Source organism: Sedimenticola thiotaurini, assembly GCF_001007875.1.
Lineage (GTDB): Bacteria > Pseudomonadota > Gammaproteobacteria > Chromatiales > Chromatiaceae > Sedimenticola > Sedimenticola thiotaurini.
The window spans coordinates 2,480,772-2,499,302 of sequence record NZ_CP011412.1; the positions used below are offsets into that span (position 1 = coordinate 2,480,772).

Annotated in this window: 16 protein-coding genes; 4 read left to right on the forward strand and 12 right to left on the reverse strand. The window is 54.5% G+C overall.

Annotation, left to right across the window (positions count from 1 at the left end; all coding sequences use genetic code 11):
• Nucleotides 1-5: 5 nt before the first annotated feature.
• The 4 genes from AAY24_RS11370 to AAY24_RS11385 all read right to left on the reverse strand — a co-directional run bounded on the left by AAY24_RS11370 (nt 6) and on the right by AAY24_RS11385 (nt 3,212).
• The gene (locus AAY24_RS11370) at nt 6-1,094 is read right to left on the reverse strand and encodes a DegT/DnrJ/EryC1/StrS family aminotransferase (RefSeq protein WP_046859779.1); all 1,089 of its coding nucleotides are present in this window, start codon (nt 1,092-1,094) and stop codon (nt 6-8) included.
• Nucleotides 1,094-1,672, reverse strand: coding sequence for an acyltransferase (locus AAY24_RS11375; protein WP_046859780.1), 579 nt, complete (start codon nt 1,670-1,672; stop codon nt 1,094-1,096). The genes AAY24_RS11370 and AAY24_RS11375 overlap by 1 nt, the downstream gene beginning before the upstream one ends.
• Before the next feature lie 2 nt (nt 1,673-1,674).
• Complete coding sequence (locus AAY24_RS11380) at nt 1,675-2,724, reverse strand: Gfo/Idh/MocA family protein (RefSeq protein ID WP_046859781.1); 1,050 nt, start codon at nt 2,722-2,724, stop codon at nt 1,675-1,677.
• A gap of 119 nt (nt 2,725-2,843) precedes the next feature.
• The gene (locus AAY24_RS11385; RefSeq protein WP_046859782.1) at nt 2,844-3,212 is read right to left on the reverse strand and encodes a MarR family EPS-associated transcriptional regulator; all 369 of its coding nucleotides are present in this window, start codon (nt 3,210-3,212) and stop codon (nt 2,844-2,846) included.
• A gap of 334 nt (nt 3,213-3,546) precedes the next feature.
• Here AAY24_RS11385 and rfaH point away from each other — a divergent pair, with 334 nt between their 5' ends.
• From rfaH to AAY24_RS11405, 4 genes are all read left to right on the forward strand, one after another.
• On the forward strand, nt 3,547-4,041 hold the full coding sequence (rfaH, locus tag AAY24_RS11390; RefSeq protein ID WP_046859783.1) for a transcription/translation regulatory transformer protein RfaH: 495 nt from the start codon (nt 3,547-3,549) through the stop codon (nt 4,039-4,041).
• Between the two features lie 223 nt (nt 4,042-4,264).
• Entirely contained in the window at nt 4,265-6,007 is a 1,743-nt protein-coding gene (gene msbA, locus AAY24_RS11395) for a lipid A export permease/ATP-binding protein MsbA (protein WP_046859784.1), read from the forward strand.
• Nucleotides 6,008-6,014: 7 nt separating this feature from the next.
• Entirely contained in the window at nt 6,015-6,947 is a 933-nt protein-coding gene (lpxL, locus tag AAY24_RS11400; protein WP_046859785.1) for an LpxL/LpxP family Kdo(2)-lipid IV(A) lauroyl/palmitoleoyl acyltransferase, read from the forward strand.
• A 169-nt stretch (nt 6,948-7,116) separates the two neighbouring features.
• Complete coding sequence (locus AAY24_RS11405) at nt 7,117-8,346, forward strand: O-antigen ligase family protein (RefSeq protein ID WP_046859786.1); 1,230 nt, start codon at nt 7,117-7,119, stop codon at nt 8,344-8,346.
• Between the two features lie 87 nt (nt 8,347-8,433).
• Here AAY24_RS11405 and AAY24_RS11410 read toward each other — a convergent pair whose 3' ends face one another.
• From AAY24_RS11410 to glnE, 8 genes are all read right to left on the reverse strand, one after another.
• A complete protein-coding gene (locus tag AAY24_RS11410) occupies nt 8,434-9,537 on the reverse strand; it encodes a polysaccharide pyruvyl transferase family protein (protein ID WP_082117124.1) in 1,104 nt (367 codons plus the stop codon).
• A 71-nt stretch (nt 9,538-9,608) separates the two neighbouring features.
• Nucleotides 9,609-10,628 (reverse strand): mitochondrial fission ELM1 family protein, encoded by a 1,020-nt coding sequence (locus tag AAY24_RS11415; RefSeq protein ID WP_046859788.1) that lies wholly within the window; start codon nt 10,626-10,628, stop codon nt 9,609-9,611.
• Nucleotides 10,616-11,641, reverse strand: coding sequence for a glycosyltransferase (locus AAY24_RS11420; protein WP_046859789.1), 1,026 nt, complete (start codon nt 11,639-11,641; stop codon nt 10,616-10,618). The genes AAY24_RS11415 and AAY24_RS11420 overlap by 13 nt, the downstream gene beginning before the upstream one ends.
• On the reverse strand, nt 11,638-12,456 hold the full coding sequence (locus AAY24_RS11425) for a polysaccharide deacetylase family protein (RefSeq protein WP_046859790.1): 819 nt from the start codon (nt 12,454-12,456) through the stop codon (nt 11,638-11,640). The genes AAY24_RS11420 and AAY24_RS11425 overlap by 4 nt, the downstream gene beginning before the upstream one ends.
• Complete coding sequence (locus tag AAY24_RS11430; protein ID WP_046859791.1) at nt 12,456-13,568, reverse strand: glycosyltransferase family 4 protein; 1,113 nt, start codon at nt 13,566-13,568, stop codon at nt 12,456-12,458. The genes AAY24_RS11425 and AAY24_RS11430 overlap by 1 nt, the downstream gene beginning before the upstream one ends.
• Nucleotides 13,550-14,500 carry a mitochondrial fission ELM1 family protein gene (locus AAY24_RS11435; protein ID WP_046859792.1) on the reverse strand — a complete coding sequence of 317 codons (951 nt, stop codon included), beginning with the start codon at nt 14,498-14,500 and terminating at the stop codon, nt 13,550-13,552. The genes AAY24_RS11430 and AAY24_RS11435 overlap by 19 nt, the downstream gene beginning before the upstream one ends.
• Before the next feature lie 173 nt (nt 14,501-14,673).
• The gene (locus AAY24_RS11440) at nt 14,674-15,600 is read right to left on the reverse strand and encodes a branched-chain amino acid transaminase (protein ID WP_046859793.1); all 927 of its coding nucleotides are present in this window, start codon (nt 15,598-15,600) and stop codon (nt 14,674-14,676) included.
• A 17-nt stretch (nt 15,601-15,617) separates the two neighbouring features.
• Nucleotides 15,618-18,479 carry a bifunctional [glutamate--ammonia ligase]-adenylyl-L-tyrosine phosphorylase/[glutamate--ammonia-ligase] adenylyltransferase gene (gene glnE, locus AAY24_RS11445; RefSeq protein WP_046859794.1) on the reverse strand — a complete coding sequence of 954 codons (2,862 nt, stop codon included), beginning with the start codon at nt 18,477-18,479 and terminating at the stop codon, nt 15,618-15,620.
• Nucleotides 18,480-18,531 lie beyond the last annotated feature (52 nt).

The window sequence follows — 18,531 nt, forward strand, 5'->3', positions numbered from 1 at the left end:
ACAGATTAAAGTAATTCAGCCAACATACGCTGTGAAGTTTCAGGCAAATTAGGATGCATAGGTAAACTTACAACCCTCTGCGCAATCTTTTCAACAACTGAAAATGAAGTATTCTTCTGATCGAATGACTCAAATACTGGTTGTTGATGTAACGGCACTGGATAATGTACTGCAGTAGGTATACTGGCGCCCTTGAGTCGCTGGATAACCTGATCACGATTGTTTATCTGAATTGTGTACTGGGCGTAGACACTGGTATTTTCCGGTGCAATATATGGCGTTATGATCCCTTTTTTTTCGGACAATAGCTGCGTATATCGCTGACCAATAATTTTTCGTTGCTCAACTTCCCAATCAAATCTATCCAGTTTAACCAAGATAATCGCAGCCTGTAGCGTATCCAGGCGCCCATTCACACCAATCCTGGGATGATGATATCGTCGATCCTGGCCATGCACTCGAATCTCTCGCATAAGCTTTGCCAGTTCATCCTCATCGGTAAAAAGCGCCCCTCCATCACCATAACCACCTAGTGGCTTGCTTGGGAAAAAGCTTGTCGAACCGATTGTGCTTAATCCGCAAGATTTACGCCCCTTATAAGTGGCGCCAAAAGATTGAGCCCCATCCTCAATCACCGGCAAGCCATGTTTATCCGCAACTGCATTGATCGCATCCATGTCCGCACATTGTCCATAAAGACTCACAGGCATGATTGCCCGGGTTTTTGACGTAATAGCCGCTGCAATTTTTTCTGGATCAATGTTGTATGTTCTGGGATCAATATCCACAAATACAGGAATAGCGCCCAATAAAGCGATCATTTCTCCCGTCGCAATGAAGGTAAACGGGGTTGTGATTACCTCATCACCCCGACCTATCCCGAGAGCCATCAACGCAATTAACAGGGAATCCGTACCACTGCTAACCGCAATACAATGTTTAACACCAACATAGTCGGCAAGCCTTTCCTCAAGCTCTCTAACTTCCGGCCCCATAATATACTGACCATGCTCCAATACCCGATTGATACGTTCTTGAATTTGTGGTTTCAAAGCCTGGTATTGGGTTTTTAAGTCAATAAATGGAATACTCATTAGCTCACTAGCTCCAGTCTGTTGCCATTAAGGATGTAGTGCTGTCCACTGTGCGGGCAGGCATATTCGCCGACACCTTCCAAGGGCAGATTTATCTGCTCGCCAAACGCACTCATCCAGCCGATTTGCTGCGCGGGAACGCCGACCATCAAAGCAAACGCCGGGACATCCTTATTCACAACAGCACCTGCACCAACAAAGGCATAGGATCCGACCGTAACACCACATACTATTGTGCAATTTGCGCCCAGCGTCGCGCCTTTCTTGATCAGCGTGTCACGGTATTCGTTCTTCCTTTCGATGAACGAACGAGGGTTGTACACATTGGTGAATACCATACTAGGACCACAGAACACCCCATCTTCCAGCGTTACGTTATCGTATACTGATACGTTATTTTGAATTTTGCAGTTATTGCCAATAATGACTTTGTTACCAACAAAGACATTCTGGCCTAGTGAGCAGTTGCTTCCGATCTGCGCGCCCGCACAGACATGAGAAAAGTGCCAGATACGGGATCCTTCTCCGATTGTAGCCCCTTCATCCACAATGGCGCTTTCGTGAACAGAGTATTCCATCACTAATACTCCAATGGGAGCGATACAGTATTGCCATCGCGCGCCGAGAGATAGGCTGCAATCAACAGTTCAAGCGATTTCAATCCTTCGCGTCCATCTGTTTCCGGCTCTGCTTCACCACGCATAGTTTCTATAACGTTTTTATAATAGAGTGGGTGACCAAAGCCATACACAGACGTAGTGTCGTAATTTGCCTCGTAGATCTGCGCATCGTAGTCTTTTGGCTCATCAAATTCCCAATGCTGAATATCGTTGACTGCTACTCCACCGACTCTCACTGTACCTTTTTCTCCAAGGATGGTGATACTTCCTTCCAAATTTTTTGGATAGGTAAGCATGGTGACGCTCATTGATCCCAGTGCACCGCTTCGCCAACGCAGATTTAGAACGCCCGTATCCTCTACTTCAATATCTCGCGTAGTACTCATCATGGCCTGCACCTTATCAACCGGACCAATCAACCAATCTAATAGATCCACATAATGACTGGCCTGGTTCATGAATGCGCCACCATCAAACTCCCACGTGCCACGCCACTTTGCCTGGTCGTAATAAGCCTGGGGGCGGGTCCAGAATACATTCAAATGAACCATATAAATTTTCCCGAATCTTTTTTCATTGATTGCCCGCTTGAGCAGTTGCAACGTTGTGTTGCGGCGATTCTGCTTGACAACAAACAGACGAACTTTTGCTTCATCACAAGCCCGGACCATACGAACACCATCTTGCCACCGGGTTGCCATCGGCTTTTCCGTCATTACATGTACATTGTATTTAGCTGCCAGCACCGCCTGGTCGGGATGTATACCGCTCGGCGTGCAGAGCACCGCCAAGTCGATCTGCTCGGATTTGAGTAACTCTTCAAAGTTCTGGTATCCAGGAACTTCATATTGTTCTATGTGTTGAGCCAGAACATCAGCATCGTTGTCACACACCGCTGCCAATTCGACATTTTCGGCATGTTTCTCTATCGACCCAAAATGATTTTTTGAAATGCGACCACAGCCAACAATGGCCATTCGAATTTTTCGGTTTTGAATAATCGGGAACATTTTTATCGCTCTTTACGAAATCCAGATTCATCCTAATCTGCACTGGTTAAAGGGAAGGGGGAGCGGACAGCCTCGAAAAGGGATAATCTATTGAGATCTGAAATCTGATCGACTCTCACTCATCTTTGCCCCCCCCTCTTGTTTAACCCCATCTGCTCAACATCTTTTTTGAGTGCTTCAATTTCACGCTTCAACAACTCGTACTCCTGTAACTTGCGCTTTAAAAAAAGAGTGGTCAGGGCGGTTTTTTCCGCGATACCACTTGGCGTGAGCAGATAAACATATCCCATTTTGTTGTTACTATTCTGGAAATTATGAATTTTAACGAGCCCCTTCTCTATCAATGCACGCATGCAGTAGTTGACTCCGCCCAGACTAATTCCTAACGCTTCTGCAATCTCACGCTGTGTCATATCTGGACGCTCTTCGAGAAGCCTCAATACCCGGAACCGAGTATCTTCTTGCATGGAGGAAGTACGACTTGCCATTGATTTATACAGGACAGTTTAAAGTTTGTTTCTGGCAGGCTACCGCACGGATTTGCACATTCTGCAAATCCGGAATACCGAAACAGATTGGATGGCCAGCAGGATTCAAGATCTGTTCAACCATGAACATAATAGCCGATTCCACAGCCTAGCGGCACCCCTGGAAGGTGATATTTCATACCCATCCACCCCTAATTATAAGTTATTCCGATATCAAACCCTCCACAAATAAGGGTATTCAGTGCTAGTTTTAGCTTTAACTTATTGAACAAGCGTTAATTTGTAGTCAAAATACGCTTACATAGACCCCGTTATCTCACACAAGGTAACCCAGATGAGTAACCAGACAGCCTGGCACCTGATATACACAAAACCCCGTCAGGAAAGGACTGCTCGTGAACAGCTGGAAAGGCAGGGTTACACAACCTACTTGCCGGAAATCAGGCAATCGAGCCAGAGCCACAAGCCGATTGCCCCACTCTTTCCTCGCTACCTGTTCATTCGCCTGACCGCCGGTCGGGACGACTGGACACCGATTCGATCCACCCGGGGCGTAAGCTCCCTGGTTCGTGTGGGTATGAAACCGGCCACAATCCCCGACCAGTTGATCAGCGCCATCCGGAAGAGAGCCGATGCGGACGGATTCCACCGATTAGGGAACGATACGCTCAAGATGGGCGATCGGGTAAGGCTGGTGAGTGGTCCATTTGCTGATTATGAGGCCATATTCAGCGAGAAGCGGGCTGAGAACCGAGCGATTATCCTGCTGAATTTAATCGGCAAGCAGAACCGTATCGAGGTATCGGCCCACAACATCGCACTGTTTTAAAAGCCCTCAGAACCAGATACTCAGCCCTCCAGATAAACCGGGGTATGGTTGCGTCTGCTCGACGATGTCCAATCAGGGTCACCCCCCGATGCCACCCAACCGACAGGCCCGGAAAAACCAGTGCACCCAGCACTTGTTTTCGGTTATCATGCGCCCTGCGTTACTTCCAATACTCCCTTTTTAAACAGTCACTTAAAAATACCCTGGTGCGGCAACCGATCAGATGACATCCCTCGCCCAATACAAACGGCTCCTGCGACATGTGCGCCCGCACTGGCGAATTTTCCTGGTTTCTATCCTCGGCACCATCGTATTGGCCGCCACCCAGCCCGCCATGCCTTACCTGATGAAGCCGTTACTGGACGGCAGCTTCGTGGCTAAAGATCCACAAATGATCGTTCTGGTGCCACTGCTGCTCATCGCCCTGGCCCTGATCCAGGGCCTTGCCACTATTGTCAGTTCAGTGGCCATGGAGGCGGTTGCCACCCGGGTGGTGCTCAATCTGCGGGAGCTGATGCTGCAGAAGTTGCTGGTGCTCCCCACGCGCTTTTATGACAATAATTCCGCCGGGGTCGTACTGTCCAAAGTGACCTATGACGTGGAGCAGCTGACCAGCTCCGCCTCCACAGTGATCGTCACCCTGATCCGGGACTCGGTCTCCATCATCGGCCTGCTGGCCCTGATGCTCTATCTCAACTGGAAACTGACCCTGATTGCGTTCGCACTGATTCCGGCGGTTGCTTTCTTTGTCCAGACGGTAAGTAAGCGCTTACGCATGATCAATCGCTCACTGCAAAAACGCATGGGAGAGATGACCCACGTTCTGGAAGAGGTGATCACCGGCAGCAAGGTCATTAAGCTGTTTGGCGGCCAGGAGCATGAAGCACGCCGCTTCTTCGAATCGGCCAACAAGGTACGCCAGTTCAAAATGAAGGCAGCACTGGCCCACAACAGCAGCGTTCAAGTGAACCAGTTGGTGGCTGTGAGCGGACTGGCGCTACTGGCCTACCTGTCTGCTCAGCAGTCGGCAACCGGGGGCTTTACTGTCGGCGAGTTCGTGGCCTTCTTTGGCGCCATGGCCATGATCCTGTCTCCATTGAAGAAACTGACCAGTATCAACAACGAGTTGCAACGGGGACTTGCCGCAGCGGAGAGTGTCTTCGCCCTGCTGGATGAACAGCCTGAACCAGATCTTGGTCAAGTCGATCTGCCATCCCCGCAAGGGCGCCTGGAGTGGCGTGATATGGAGTTCCACTACAGTGAACCCGACAAGGATACGGCGGCCACACTGGAGAATATAAGACTCACAGTGGCACCGGGCGAAAACATAGCCCTGGTCGGCCCTTCCGGGAGCGGCAAGACCACCCTGGCCAGCCTGATTCCGCTGTTTTACCGCCCCAGCCGGGGTCAGATACTGATCGACCAGACCGATATCTGCGACCTGCCACTGTCGGTGCTACGGGCCAATGTCTCGCTGGTCTCCCAGGATGTCTTCCTGTTTAACGATACCATTCGGGCCAATATCGCCTACGGGATCAACAGCCAGGCCACGGATGAACAGATCCGGGAAGCCGCCCGGGCGGCCAATGCGCTGGAATTCATTGAGCAGATGCCGGAAGCGTTCGATACCACTATTGGAGACAACGGGGTCAGGCTCTCCGGTGGCCAGCGCCAACGGCTGGCTATTGCCCGGGCCCTGCTGAAGGATGCACCCATCCTGATCCTGGACGAGGCCACCTCAGCCCTGGATACCGAATCGGAACAGTTGATCCAGGAGGCGATGGAACGGCTGCGCACCGGCCGCACAACCATCACCATCGCCCACAGGCTATCTACTATTGAAAACGCCGATCGCATTGTGGTGTTGAAGGATGGGCGCATTGTGGAATCAGGCTCCCACCGCGAACTTCTGGCCAAAAACGGCCTGTACAAAAAACTCCATCAGCTGCAGTTTTCTGCTGGTTAAGTAACCCATGACCACCGATACCCCACAGCAAGCCCGATTCCCCTGGCAGCATTTTGTCCACCCCCGCTTCTGGCCTACCTGGCTCGGGCTTGGAATACTCAGACTGCTCTGCCTGTTGCCGTTCAATACCCAGCTCAGCATCGGGCGACAACTGGGTCGGCTGGCCCGGCACCTGCTGTCAAGCCGCGTCCATATCGCCCGCACCAATATCCGGCTCTGCTTTCCGGAACTCTCCCCGGAACAGCAGAAGCAGTTACTCCAGAAGCATTTCGAAGCCATCGGTATGGGAGTATTCGAAACCGCCCTCTCCTGGTGGGGGAGTGATAACGAGCTAAACGGGCGGGTCAGGATCGAGGGCCTGGAGCACATTGAGCGGGCCCGCGAGACTGGCGCAGGCATACTGCTGGTCACGGGCCACTTCAGCATGATGGAGCTGACCGGCCATATGCTGGGTCTGCATAACAAGCCAACCGGTGCGCTCTACCGACCAATGAAAAACCCACTGATGGATCTGCTGCTGCTGCGCGCCCGCCAACGCCGCCTCTCCCCGCTACTGAAGCGGGATGAGACCCGTGCCATGACCCGTCGCTTGCGCCGTGGGGAATCAATTTTCTATGCATACGACCAGAACTATGGACTGGATCATGCCCTGTTCATCCCTTTTTTTGGCATTCCGGCTGCCACCATTACTGCCACTTCACGCTTTGCTGCGCTGGGTAAGGCGATCGTTATCGCCTTCTTTCCCAAGCGTGAAGCGGATGGCAGTTATGTGATTAACATACACCCACCTCTGGATGGTTTTGGGGCGGGTAATGATGAACAGGATACCCAGCGCCTAAACAGCCTGCTGGAACAGGCGATCCTGGAGGCGCCAGAACAGTACTTCTGGATTCACCGACGATTTAAGACCCGACCGACAGGGGAATCACCGGTTTATTAAAACCAAGCCTGTACCATTCATATATTCACTCATTGCCTAATACTACTTACACCTAATTCCGCGTCGATCAAAAGAGATGGATAAGCACCTAAGAGTTGCCCCTTAATTCATATATGGTTCGACATTTCCCTGAACACTTGCATAAAAATATCGCTAAAGGGCTGCAGAAATGATGTTCAAACTTCCCGAATTTCTAACAACACTGGATGTTGATAAGACTGCACTCCGACTGTTGGGTATTCTGGGTTTTAGCCTTTCATTTTCACCAGCTCTAGTGAGCATCTCGCTGGGACTGATGTTGTTACTGTTTTTACTGGAGCGACGCTATAGAGCCAGACTGGCTCGGGTCGCAACACAACCTCTTACCTATCTGACCCTGGCACTGGTGGTTCTGCACATAGTCGGTTTTTTGTGGACCAGTGACACCGGTATGGCGGAACAAACTCTTTCCCGTGGCTGGAAGTATATGCTGATACCATTTTTCATGATGTATATACGGCGGGAAAATGTACCGTTTTTACTCACCGTATTTCTATCTGGGATGGTATTGAGTGAACTGACGTCGTACCTGATCTGGCTGGGCATCATCGCTCCATTTGGTAAAGCGACCGATATTATTCCGTCACCCTTTATGTCCTACCCCTACTACACAATTTATGCCGCACTTGCAGCAGGATTGCTTGTTAGCTTTTTATTGTTCGATAGAGCTGAAAGCCGCTGGCGCATATTCGCCGCCGGTGGATTTCTTATTACTATTTTGATCAATCTTTCAATTACGGGCGGACGTGGTGGACAGGTCGGATTTTTTGTTCTGCTGTTTGTACTACTAATGATGTATTTCGGCCGACGCTGGATAAACGGCGTGATTACCTTTGTTTTGGCCAGCACGATTTTATTCTATTCAGCCTATCAATTTATCCCTGTGTTTCAAACAAGAGCAGACGCTGCAATTGAAGAAGTTACGCATTTTGAAACGGGAATACAAAAAAGCTCGGTTGGTATCCGGATTGCGTTGAATATAAATTATTTTAACGCCTTCCTCCAAGCGCCATGGTTAGGACACGGCACAGGGAGTTATCTGGATGTCTATTCAGAAGTCAATGAACAGAGCGCCTACCAGACGCATATTACACAGCCACACAACATGTACCTGGTAATTCTGGTTCAGTTCGGGTTATTGGGCGGCATAATATTTTTAGCCATGTTTGGCAGTATGCTATGGCAAGGCTGGTACTCTGCCGACACATTGCGTGCCTTTCGCGTGGCTTTCCCGCTATTTTGGTTGACGATAATGTGGGTGAATTGGTATCTGTACAGCCACCATACTTTTTATGTTTTCTTGTTCTTGACCAGTGTATTGTACGCCACCACGCCGACCAGGGAGAGCCGGGGAACCTGATTGGGCTTACTCATGCAGGCGATAATCATACAGAATCGCAGGGCCAAATCAGGCTTATATTTGAGCCTGCACTTATAACTTGTTCAGCTATCCCGCTAACCGGGCCACCTCTACACTCAGGCGTTCACTATTTGCTGATAACAACTGCGTTAGGGCCTGATGGTTATTAAGTACATACTGTATCCTGGCCTCGCAATCTGCCAATACTCTCCAGTCAATGGGCTCGACCGGATAGGAGAGCAACTCCATCAACCCCTCCATCTTGTGCGTGTTGCCCTTGAACGGTACAACCGGGGTCCCTTCTCTGGCGGCAAAAATGACCGGATGAAAACGCCCTCCAACCAGCACATCTGACTCTGCGATTACCGCCAGAGCACTGCGGTAATCATAGGTATCGGTCATGACAATTATGGATGGATCATGGGCCTGTAACTGTCTGGCAAGTGCCTTGTCCGTTTTGGTACTGGCCATCATGATGACGGGCAATCCGGCGACCCGTTTCAGTCCTTCGTAGACCTTTATGAACAGGTCACCTGACCTTTTTGAAATATCAGACGAACCGGTCAGGCAAACATAACGCTCTGGCAGTTTTAACTTATCCCTGACAGCATCTTTTTCCGCTTGAGTCGCCGGGGCTATTGAGAACGCCGCATCGGGAACCACCCGTGCATTCGTAACGCCTATCTGCTCCAACAATCGGAGTGATACCGGTTCCCGCACAGATACAAAATCAAGCGCGCTATAAACCAGGTTCAATATATTTGCCTGTCGACTACCAACAACCAGATCCACCGATTGATTGACCGCCGACACCCTGACACCAGACTCCTTAAATAGTCTGGCAATACCCAAGAGGCGCAGCAGATGTCCCGATCTAGAATGGATATCACCTTCTCCATTCAGGATCAGCCGATCCGGCAAAGAATAGTCCGCCAGATTAAAATTGAGCTTTTGTAACCTCTCGACCAATGTTGATGTGGTATGACTGGAATCTTCCAGACAATCAGCCAGCCGATTAATGGCGCGGGCGCGCAGCAGTTTTATCTTTCTGTAGGGCAGTGGCTGTAACTCCATACTGGCGAGAGAACTCCCTGGGCATGCAGAGGTCAACGCAGTCTTTAATCCGGCGACTGTTGCGGCACATCCCCAGTTTGAGGTCTTGCTGGTATCGTTCAGGATACTGATATTCATATGTCCCACTATCTACTATTTAATTGCCTTACAGCCTTCACCTGGCTACTTGGTCAGATGTTAAAACTGTCTCACGATTCCCGGGATACCAGATCCAGCGACTCGCTGATCTGCTTCCAGAGCTGGATGCTTGGCTCTTCGCTCTGGCTTGTGGCTGTGCCGAGTTGGATCGTTGCCAGTTGGTCGGCCGGTATCCTGGTAATCCATCCCCGGCCGACCAGTCTGCACAAGGCGTTTTCATACCGGACTTCCGGCTCAAAATCATCCGGCTGAATGGCAGTCACCGGTTTTCCTGCACTCACCGCCTCCGTCAACATGGAGAGACTGTCTTCGGTACAAAATATCTGCTCGGCCGCCCCCAGATAGGCAGCCATAATTTTGCGTGGCTCCTGCTTATACCAGACCGCATCAGCGATCACAGCCGGCTCCAGCCGCTCACAAAGAATCTGTTCGGCCTGCTCTTCCGTCCGGCGCGAGGTGGTCACCAGCCATTTGATGCCATGCTTGGCCGCCAGCTGATTCATCCCGTCCGCTATGGCCGCCCAGTTATCCGCGCTGTAGCGATATTCCCGGGTGCTGCCACCGATCAGCATGGTCCACAGTGGTTTATCATGGCTGGCTTTGAGCGGCTTTCCGGCAGCCTCGAGTTGATCCCAACTCATGGGCGTAGGCGCCAGGGACATGACAATATTATTAGCCGCACCCACCGGCTCGATGGTAAACACCCGGGTAAACAGGGCCGGGTCGAGTCCACGCAGAGACCCGATAAAAAAGTTCTTGCACCCGTACCGCTGAGCCAGCGCGATGTTGATGTAGGCGGTATTGCCACCGGTGGAGATAAGCAGATCCGGCAGCTGATTTTCAGCAGGCAGTTCGATGGTATGCAACTTCTCGATCCAGCCCGCATAACGCTGTACATTCTTATTCAACAGCTTGCGCATCAACCTTCTCAGCGGAGGTAATTTAAGCCGGCTGTCGATCCACTGGATCTCAACGTCATAACCATGCTCCAGCGACTTGATTAGCCCTTTGCTCTGATTAAAATGTCCCGGCACCCCATCACTCAGGCACCACAGCCTCAGCTTGCGCATCGCTTTCCTCTCTGTACCACATCGATCAATACGGCTTCAGTGGCGGTTACCTGGTGATCGTGGGTCAACTTGTTTTCGGCAAAATTGAAGACCGGGGCAAACAGCCGCTTCAGTCGATCTGCATCGGCCAGCGCCCACTCCAGTCGTTCAGCCAGATTATCCGGGCTTTCGATATCAGCCAATACCTGTTCGGGCAGTATCTCGGCGGCACCTGGGACCCTTGTAGAGACCACGGGGCGGTGACCAAGCAGCGCTTCAACCAAAACCAGGGGAAAGCCTTCCCGGCGTGATGAGATCACTACCAGGTCAGCCTCTTGTAACAGCGACTGGATGTCATCCCGGTTCCCCATAAAGGTGACCCGCTTGTCCAGCTCCAGCTGTTCGGCCTGAGACTCCAGACTTGATCTCTCCGGTCCGTCACCCACAATGCGCAGTTCAACCGATTGACTGGCCAGTTTGCTGAATGCCGTCAGCAAAAGATCTACGCCCTTGACATGCACCAGGCGACCGATAAAGGTAATGCACTTCCGCCCTTTTGTCGTATCGGATGGCGACCGACTGCCCCCTGGGGATTGGTTACGACCATTATAAATAACGGTCAGCGCCGGATTCCTGATCCCACCCGCGACACCTTTACTGACCGCAATCAGATGATCAAACCGTTCAAACATAGCGGTTTTACGCTTCAGGCTATGGATGGTGGCGACACAGGGGGCAGCGATCCAGCAGCGCAACAGTGCAATCATGGCCGCTGCCTTGTTGGCGTGCGCATGAACAACGTCCGGCCCGATGGCCCGGATGAGTTGCAACAAGCGATAAAGAGTCAGGGGATTTTTTCTGCTGCGACTCAGATCCAGCGGATGGAACCTGACGCCGCTGGCGAACCTGTCCCCATACCGGCGATGGGCAATAACGTGTACCTGGTGCTTGCCTGCCAGTGCATTGGCCAGGTCGATGAAATGGTTCTCCAGCCCACCCTCTTCGTCACCGGCCATGACTTCACAGATCTTCACCGTTTCCAGCCCCGCTGACCGGTTTTCATCCGCAAGCGGAACGCCAGCATGGAGTCCTTGCCGCTGATCTTGACCCGCTTTAGCCGGTAGGGATCGGAGAACCGGTCCCGATTGATCCCCTCTTCCGTAGTCACGGCGGATAGAAAACCGGCCTCGGCGCAGATCGACACATCCTGCTCATCATAGATTCCGAACGGATAAGCGAAGCTGCTGACCGGCTGCCCAAAAGTCTGTTGCAACTGCTCCCTGCCCGACACGACCTCCCGGGTTCTGGCCTCCCGGTCCAGCTTGGCCAGATTGGCATGGGTGAGGGTATGCCCACCCAGCTCCACCAGCCCCGATGCGAGCATCTCCCGCACCTGGTCGTCGCTCAACTTCGGCTCATGCATCAACTCGCCGCTGTCATGGTGGGCCTTTTTGCTGGTCGACCAGTCCCGGTCAAAACGGTCCACCACCAGATACAGCGTCGCCTTGGCACCATACTTTTTCAACACCGGGTAGGCCTGCAGATAGTTGTCCGCGTAGCCATCATCAAAGGTAATCACCACGGTTTTTTCCGGCAGTTTCCGGTTCTGCATCAGGTCAGTCATGCTGGCAAAATGCCAACCCTGCTCTTTCAGCCAGCGCACCTGCCGTTCAAACATGCCGGGCCTCACCCGCAACTTGTTGAAGCGCGCGCCTTTCCGGTGCTCGGCCACCATGTGGTACATGAGGATCCGGGGGTAGCGATAGTCCACCGCCGGGCGCCACCAGGCGTAGCGCTGTGAAAAAATCAGCAAGGCAAGCGCGGCCAGGATCAGAATCACGGCGATCATTACAGGCACTCCTCGTACAGGGCCAGGGTTTTGTCAATCATCTCAGTCCGTAAAAACCGTTGGTTCCGTTCCACCTGGCAGCCATTATCCAACACTTTCTTCACCCTCGCCTCCAGCTGATCCAGATCGGATAACGGCGTCAGCCCCTCCCTGAACAGGGCCTGCAGTATCTCGCCAATCCCGCCGTGATCATAACCCACCACCGGCACCCCCATACTCAGGGCCTCCAGTGCAGAACGCCCGAACGACTCCGGCTTAGAGGAGAGAGACAGCACCAGATCGGAGACCCCGTAGACATCCCGGATATCGGTGCGATTGCCGGCGAAGGTGATGTCACCCTGCAGGCCCAGACTGGCGATTTTCTGCTCCAGCTCATTGGCGTAGGCCAATCTTCTCGGGTCCTTGCCCCCAACGATCAAACCATGAACGGGCCGGCCCTGCTGAACAAGCCGCTGAATCAGGGTAATGAAGTCGTGGTGTCCCTTCAATCGGGTGATACGACCAGCCAGGGTGAGCACTTGCTTATCCCGTAGCTGGGGAAAGTGCTGATACCACGCTTGCAGCCACCCATCTCCTGGTCGATAACCGTATGGAAAATCGGCCGGCTCCACACCCCGGTAGATCAGCTGGATGCGTTCCGCCGGGGTGGCCGGGTAGTTCTCCTGAATGTAGCGCCGGATGGTTTCGGATACGGCGATCACCCGCTCCCCCTTGGTCATGACGGCGCTGTAGGCAGACACCGAATGCAGACCATGTACCGTGGAGATCAACCGTGGTCGGTTAGCCGGCGCCATTCCCCGCCACGCCAGATAGGCGATCCAGCCCGGCACCCGGGAGCGATAGTGCAGGATATCCACACCCTGCTCCTTAAGGAAACGGCGCAGCGGCCAGATCAACCGCAAAGTCCAGGGTCGCTTGCGATCCACCGGCCAGGTGAAGTGCTCACTCCCCTCCGCTTCCAGTTGCGACACCAAACGCCCGCCGGCCGAGATCACCAACGACCGGTGACCGCGCTCCGCCAGGGCCTGCGCCACTTCCAGTGTGCCCCGTTCGACGCCACCGCCCGCCAGCGCCGGGACCATCTGCAGAACTGTCAGTGCTCGGTCAGCCATTGTTCCACCATCCATTCGGCGCAGCGTGCCGCCTCGTTAAAGCATCCCGGTGGCTCCCGAAGCACGCCCCGCTCCTGCCAATCCGCAAACCGGGTAACCCAGCCGTTGTCCACCAGCCCTTGAACCCCGCGGCTTACCCGGCCTGGACGGCTTTTTTCCAGCTCAATCAACCCGACCATGGCACCCGAGGTGATGGCCTCATAGACCATGGAGACAGAGTCTTCGCTGACCCAGGCGGCACGACTTGTTTCAAGCTGTTGCGCGACCCAGTCCGGTCCGGTCTGTTGCCAGGGCACCAGGGTGAGGTTGGGCAGTTGCAGGGTGGCGAGTTGGGCCATCAAATCATCCGGGGTTCGGCGCGAGTTACTGAGAACAAAAGACTCCTCCGGCTGATGCCGGACAATGCGCTCTATCTGGCTGATTACAGCACCGCTCTGCCAGTTGAAGTGTGCTGACCGACCGCCTATCAGCAGCAGGGTCCCGGACAACCTATCCCGCTCACCGGCGACCACCCTGTTCAACACACCGCGGGTAAGAAACACATTGGATCCGCTGACGCTATCGTGTTCGGGTATGACGCAGAGATCGAACAGACCACGGGGCAGGGTGGGGTTCATGATCACCACCGCCCGTCCGCCAAAGGCGCGCCGGGCGGCCAACAGGGCCAGGTGGGTCCGATGACCCGCGCCGATGACCAGGTCAGGCGATGGCAGCCCCTGCCCGGCGGAAAAACGCCCGGTCAGCCAGCCCGTCCAGCGGGTGAGCAGACCGGTATCGACCGGAATATCGTACCGGACCAGGTCCACAAGCCGGGCCAGTGCATTACATAAACCCAGGGACTGGTTCTCATGCCCGGGCTTAGCGTCGGTAAGGCGCCAGATGACCAGCGGCTTATCACCGTGGCCTTTCTGATTATTCGGGGTAGGTTTCAAAGTTTAACCAGTTTCTCGGTAGCCGGGGTTACTGATTCCTGTCAACGCGTCCCCCGATCCATGAGTCAGCAGATTTGGGTAACCCGGCCAATCTGACCCCGCGCCGTTGCTGACCTGCCGCTTGGCAGGGTGGGCACAAACCATCTGCCCACCCTAGCGGATTTTCCACAGGATCAGCGGACGTAGGTGAGCCACTCGGGATACTGGCTCCGGCGGCCGTGTACCTGATCGAAATACATGGTCTGCAACTTCTCGGTGATGGGTCCGCGGCTACCACTGCCGATAGTGCGGTTGTCCACTTCCCGAATCGGGGTCACTTCCGCCGCCGTACCGGTGAAGAACGCCTCGTCGGCGATATAGACCTCGTCCCGGGTAATGCGTCTTTCCACAATCGGGATACCCAGCTCTTCGGCAAAGGTGAAGATGGTCTTGCGGGTAATACCGTTCAGCGCCGAGGTGAGATCCGGGGTGTAGATCACATCATCCTTGACCAGGAAGAAGTTTTCGCCCGATCCCTCCATCACATAACCGCTGGCATCCAGAATCAGCGCCTCGTCGTAGCCGTCATTCACCGCCTCTTGCAGCGCCAGCATGGAGTTGATGTAGTTGCCGGAGGCCTTGGCCTTGCACATCATGGAGTTGACCTGGTGGCGGGTATAGGAGGAGACCCGGATGCGGATGCCGTTTTTCAGGTTATCCTCGCCCAGGTAGGCGCCCCACTCCCAGGCGGCGATCATGACATGCACACCCAGGGCATCGGCACGGATACCCATGCCTTCAGACCCGTAAAAACAGAGCGGTCGCAGATAGGCGGAGTCGAGTCCGTTCTCCCGCACCACGTCGATCTGCGCCTGGTTCAGTGTCGCTTCGTCAAAGGGCATCTTCATACCCATAATGTGGGCTGACTGGAACAGCCGGCGCGTGTGCTCGGCCAGTTTGAAAATGGCCGTTCCCTGCTCGGTCTTGTAGGCGCGAACCCCTTCGAACACGCCCAGCCCGTAATGCAGGGTGTGGGTCAACACATGCACCTTGGCCTCGCGCCAGGGCACCATCTCGCCATCCAGCCAGATCCAGCCGTCACGGTCCGCGAAATTTACCATTTATCCTCTCCAGTAACTCAAGATTGTGAAATTGGGTCCACCATCAGCTTCTGCCACAGCGCCTGCACCGCCCCGCGCTCCGGTTGCAGCTCATCCGCTCCCACCACTCCCGGCAGTTCACTGAGCGACTTGCGATGGTAGACGGCGCGCAGCGCCCGGTAGTTTTCAGCCAGCTGTTCCGCCACCTCGCCCTGGAACAGGTGGTGCCGCGCCAATGATTCAAGCAGGCGAATATTATCCGTCCAATCAAGCAGATCAGGGTGTTTGTTTGCCCAGCGCAGAACGCTGTATTGAACCATAAATTCAATATCCGCGATACCGCCAACGCCCTGCTTTATATCAAACTGGTGGTCGTTACTCTTGTCCAGTGAGCCACGCATCTTCTCCCGCATCTCCCGTACATCCGCCTGCAGTTTTTCCGCATCACGGGCACGGGACAGCACTTCCCTGCGGATGCGCTGAAACTGTTCCATTACCGCCGGATCACCGGCCACCGGACGGGCCCGTAACAGGGCCTGGTGTTCCCAGGTCCAGGCGGCATTGCGCTGATACTGTTCAAATGCCTCCAGGGAGCTCACCAGCATGCCGGAATTGCCGTTCGGACGCAGACGCATGTCCACTTCATACAGAATGCCGGCCGGCGTACGAGTGGTATACATGTGGATCATGCGCTGCCCCATGCGGGCGTAAAACAGGTCGTCGGCGATGGGACGCTCGCCATCCGTCATCTGGTTTGGATTGTCATTACCGTGCAGAAACACCATGTCCAGATCGGATCCGTAACCGAGCTCAATCCCACCAAGCTTGCCGTAGCCGATCACGGCGAAACCGTTGCCACTGCCTCGGGCGCTACCGGGCCGACCATAGCGGGCGACCATCTGCTCCCAGGCCTGCTCCATTACCCTGCGCGTTACCGCCTCGGCGATTTCGGTGAGATAGTCACTTACCACCATCAAGGGTATGCCGCCGGTCAGGTCGGCCGCCGCCACCCTCAGCATGTTGCTCTGGGTAAACTGGCGCATCCGCTCCATCTGCTGCTCCTGATCGTCCTTATCGACAGCAGCCAGGGTGGTATCCAGCTCCAATTCCAGGCGCTCCCGCTTCAGTGGCGTATAGAGCCGGCGAGGATCCAGCATTTCATCCAGCAACAGCGGATGCCGGGCCACCTGCTGGGCGATCCAGGGACTGATACTGACCAATTTTACCAACTGGGTCAGCGCGGTCGGGTTCTCCACCAGCAACGCCAGGTAAGAGGTGCGACGGGCAATCGCCTCCACAATCCGCAGTATCCGTTCCAGCGCCACGTCCGGCACCGACGATCGCCCCACCGATTCCAGCAGTACCGGCATCAACTGCTCCATGCGATGCCGCCCCCGGGTACCCAGGCTGCGACAGGCGTGTCCCTGTCGGAAGTTTTCCAACCGGCTCAGGATCGACTTGGCATCGGAATAACCGGTCTGTTGCAGCAACTCTATTGCCTGCTCATCATCCAGTTCCTGGTCCCAGACCGCCTGCAGTGGCGAATCGGTGGCAACCTCTTCGCTGAGGGCGAAGACATTGTCGAAGTGCGCCTGGACCCTGGCCCGATGCTGATCTAACACAACCAGAAACCGCTCCCAGTCCGCAAACCCCATGCAGCGGGCAATACGCAACCGACCCGCATCATCCTCCGGCAGCAAGTGGGTCTGCCGATCTTTCCAGGCCTGGATGCGATTCTCCACCAGGCGCAGAAAACGGTAGGCTTCGGTCAGTTCCGCCACCTCTTCCATAGAGAGCTGCTGCTTCTCACCCAGCACCTGCAATACCGGCAGGATGGGGCGAATCTGCAATTCGGGCTCACGGCCGCCCCGGATCAGCTGAAAGGCCTGGCCGATGAACTCGATCTCCCGGATGCCGCCGGGGCCCAGTTTCACATTGTCGGCCATACCTTTACGCATCAGCTCACGGCTGATCAGGCGTTTCATATCCCGGATCGATTCAATAGCACCAAAGTCGAGGTAGCGGCGATAGATAAATGGCTGCAGCATGGCCATGATCTCCCGACCCGCGGCCGCATCACCAGCCACCACCCGCGCCTTGATCATGGCGTAACGCTCCCACTCCCGGGCATGGGACTGGTAATAGGTCTCCATCGCATCAAATGAGAGGGCCAACGCGCCTGCATCACCAAACGGACGCAACCGCGCATCCACCCGGAACACAAACCCATCCACGGTCTGGCTGTTAAGCGCCTTCACCAGTTGCTGACAGAGCCGGATAAAAAACTGCTCATTGGAGGTGGGGCGGGGACCATCGGTCTGACCCGACTCCGGATAAGCAAAAATCAGGTCGATATCGGAGGAGAGATTGAGCTCCCGGGCACCCAGCTTACCCATACCGAGCACCACCAGACCCTGCGGCTCGCCCGCCGCGTTACGCGGAGTGCCCTGCTTTTCTGTCATCCAGTCATACAGCAGGGTGAGCGACTGGGAAACACAGGCATCGGCCAGCGCCGAGAGATCCACCAGGGTCTCATCCAGCGGTGCTGTCCGGGTCAGGTCGCGCCAGATAATCCGCACCATCTGTTCATTACGGAAACGACGCAACTCACGATGCAGCGCAGTCTCGTCCGTCACTCCGACCAGCCGTTCAGCCAGCCGGCGTTCCATCTCTCCGTCCGTGTAACTGGTCGTAAAAGCCCCGGAATGCTGTAGATCCATCAGCTTTTGCGGCTGTTTCAGGCAGTACTGGGCGACAAAATCACTGCCCTCCCACACCTGCAGTAGGGCCGCCTCAAAACCGTCTACTGAGCGTAACTCTGCGGCCAATTCGGGGGAGCTGGACTGCCATTGGCGCCATTTGTTTTCTGCTTCTTGCGCGGGATGTTCAGACGACTGCATAGGTTTCTCAATATCGGGGTTGGTCAGACTATTCTACAGGTGAGCATCCATC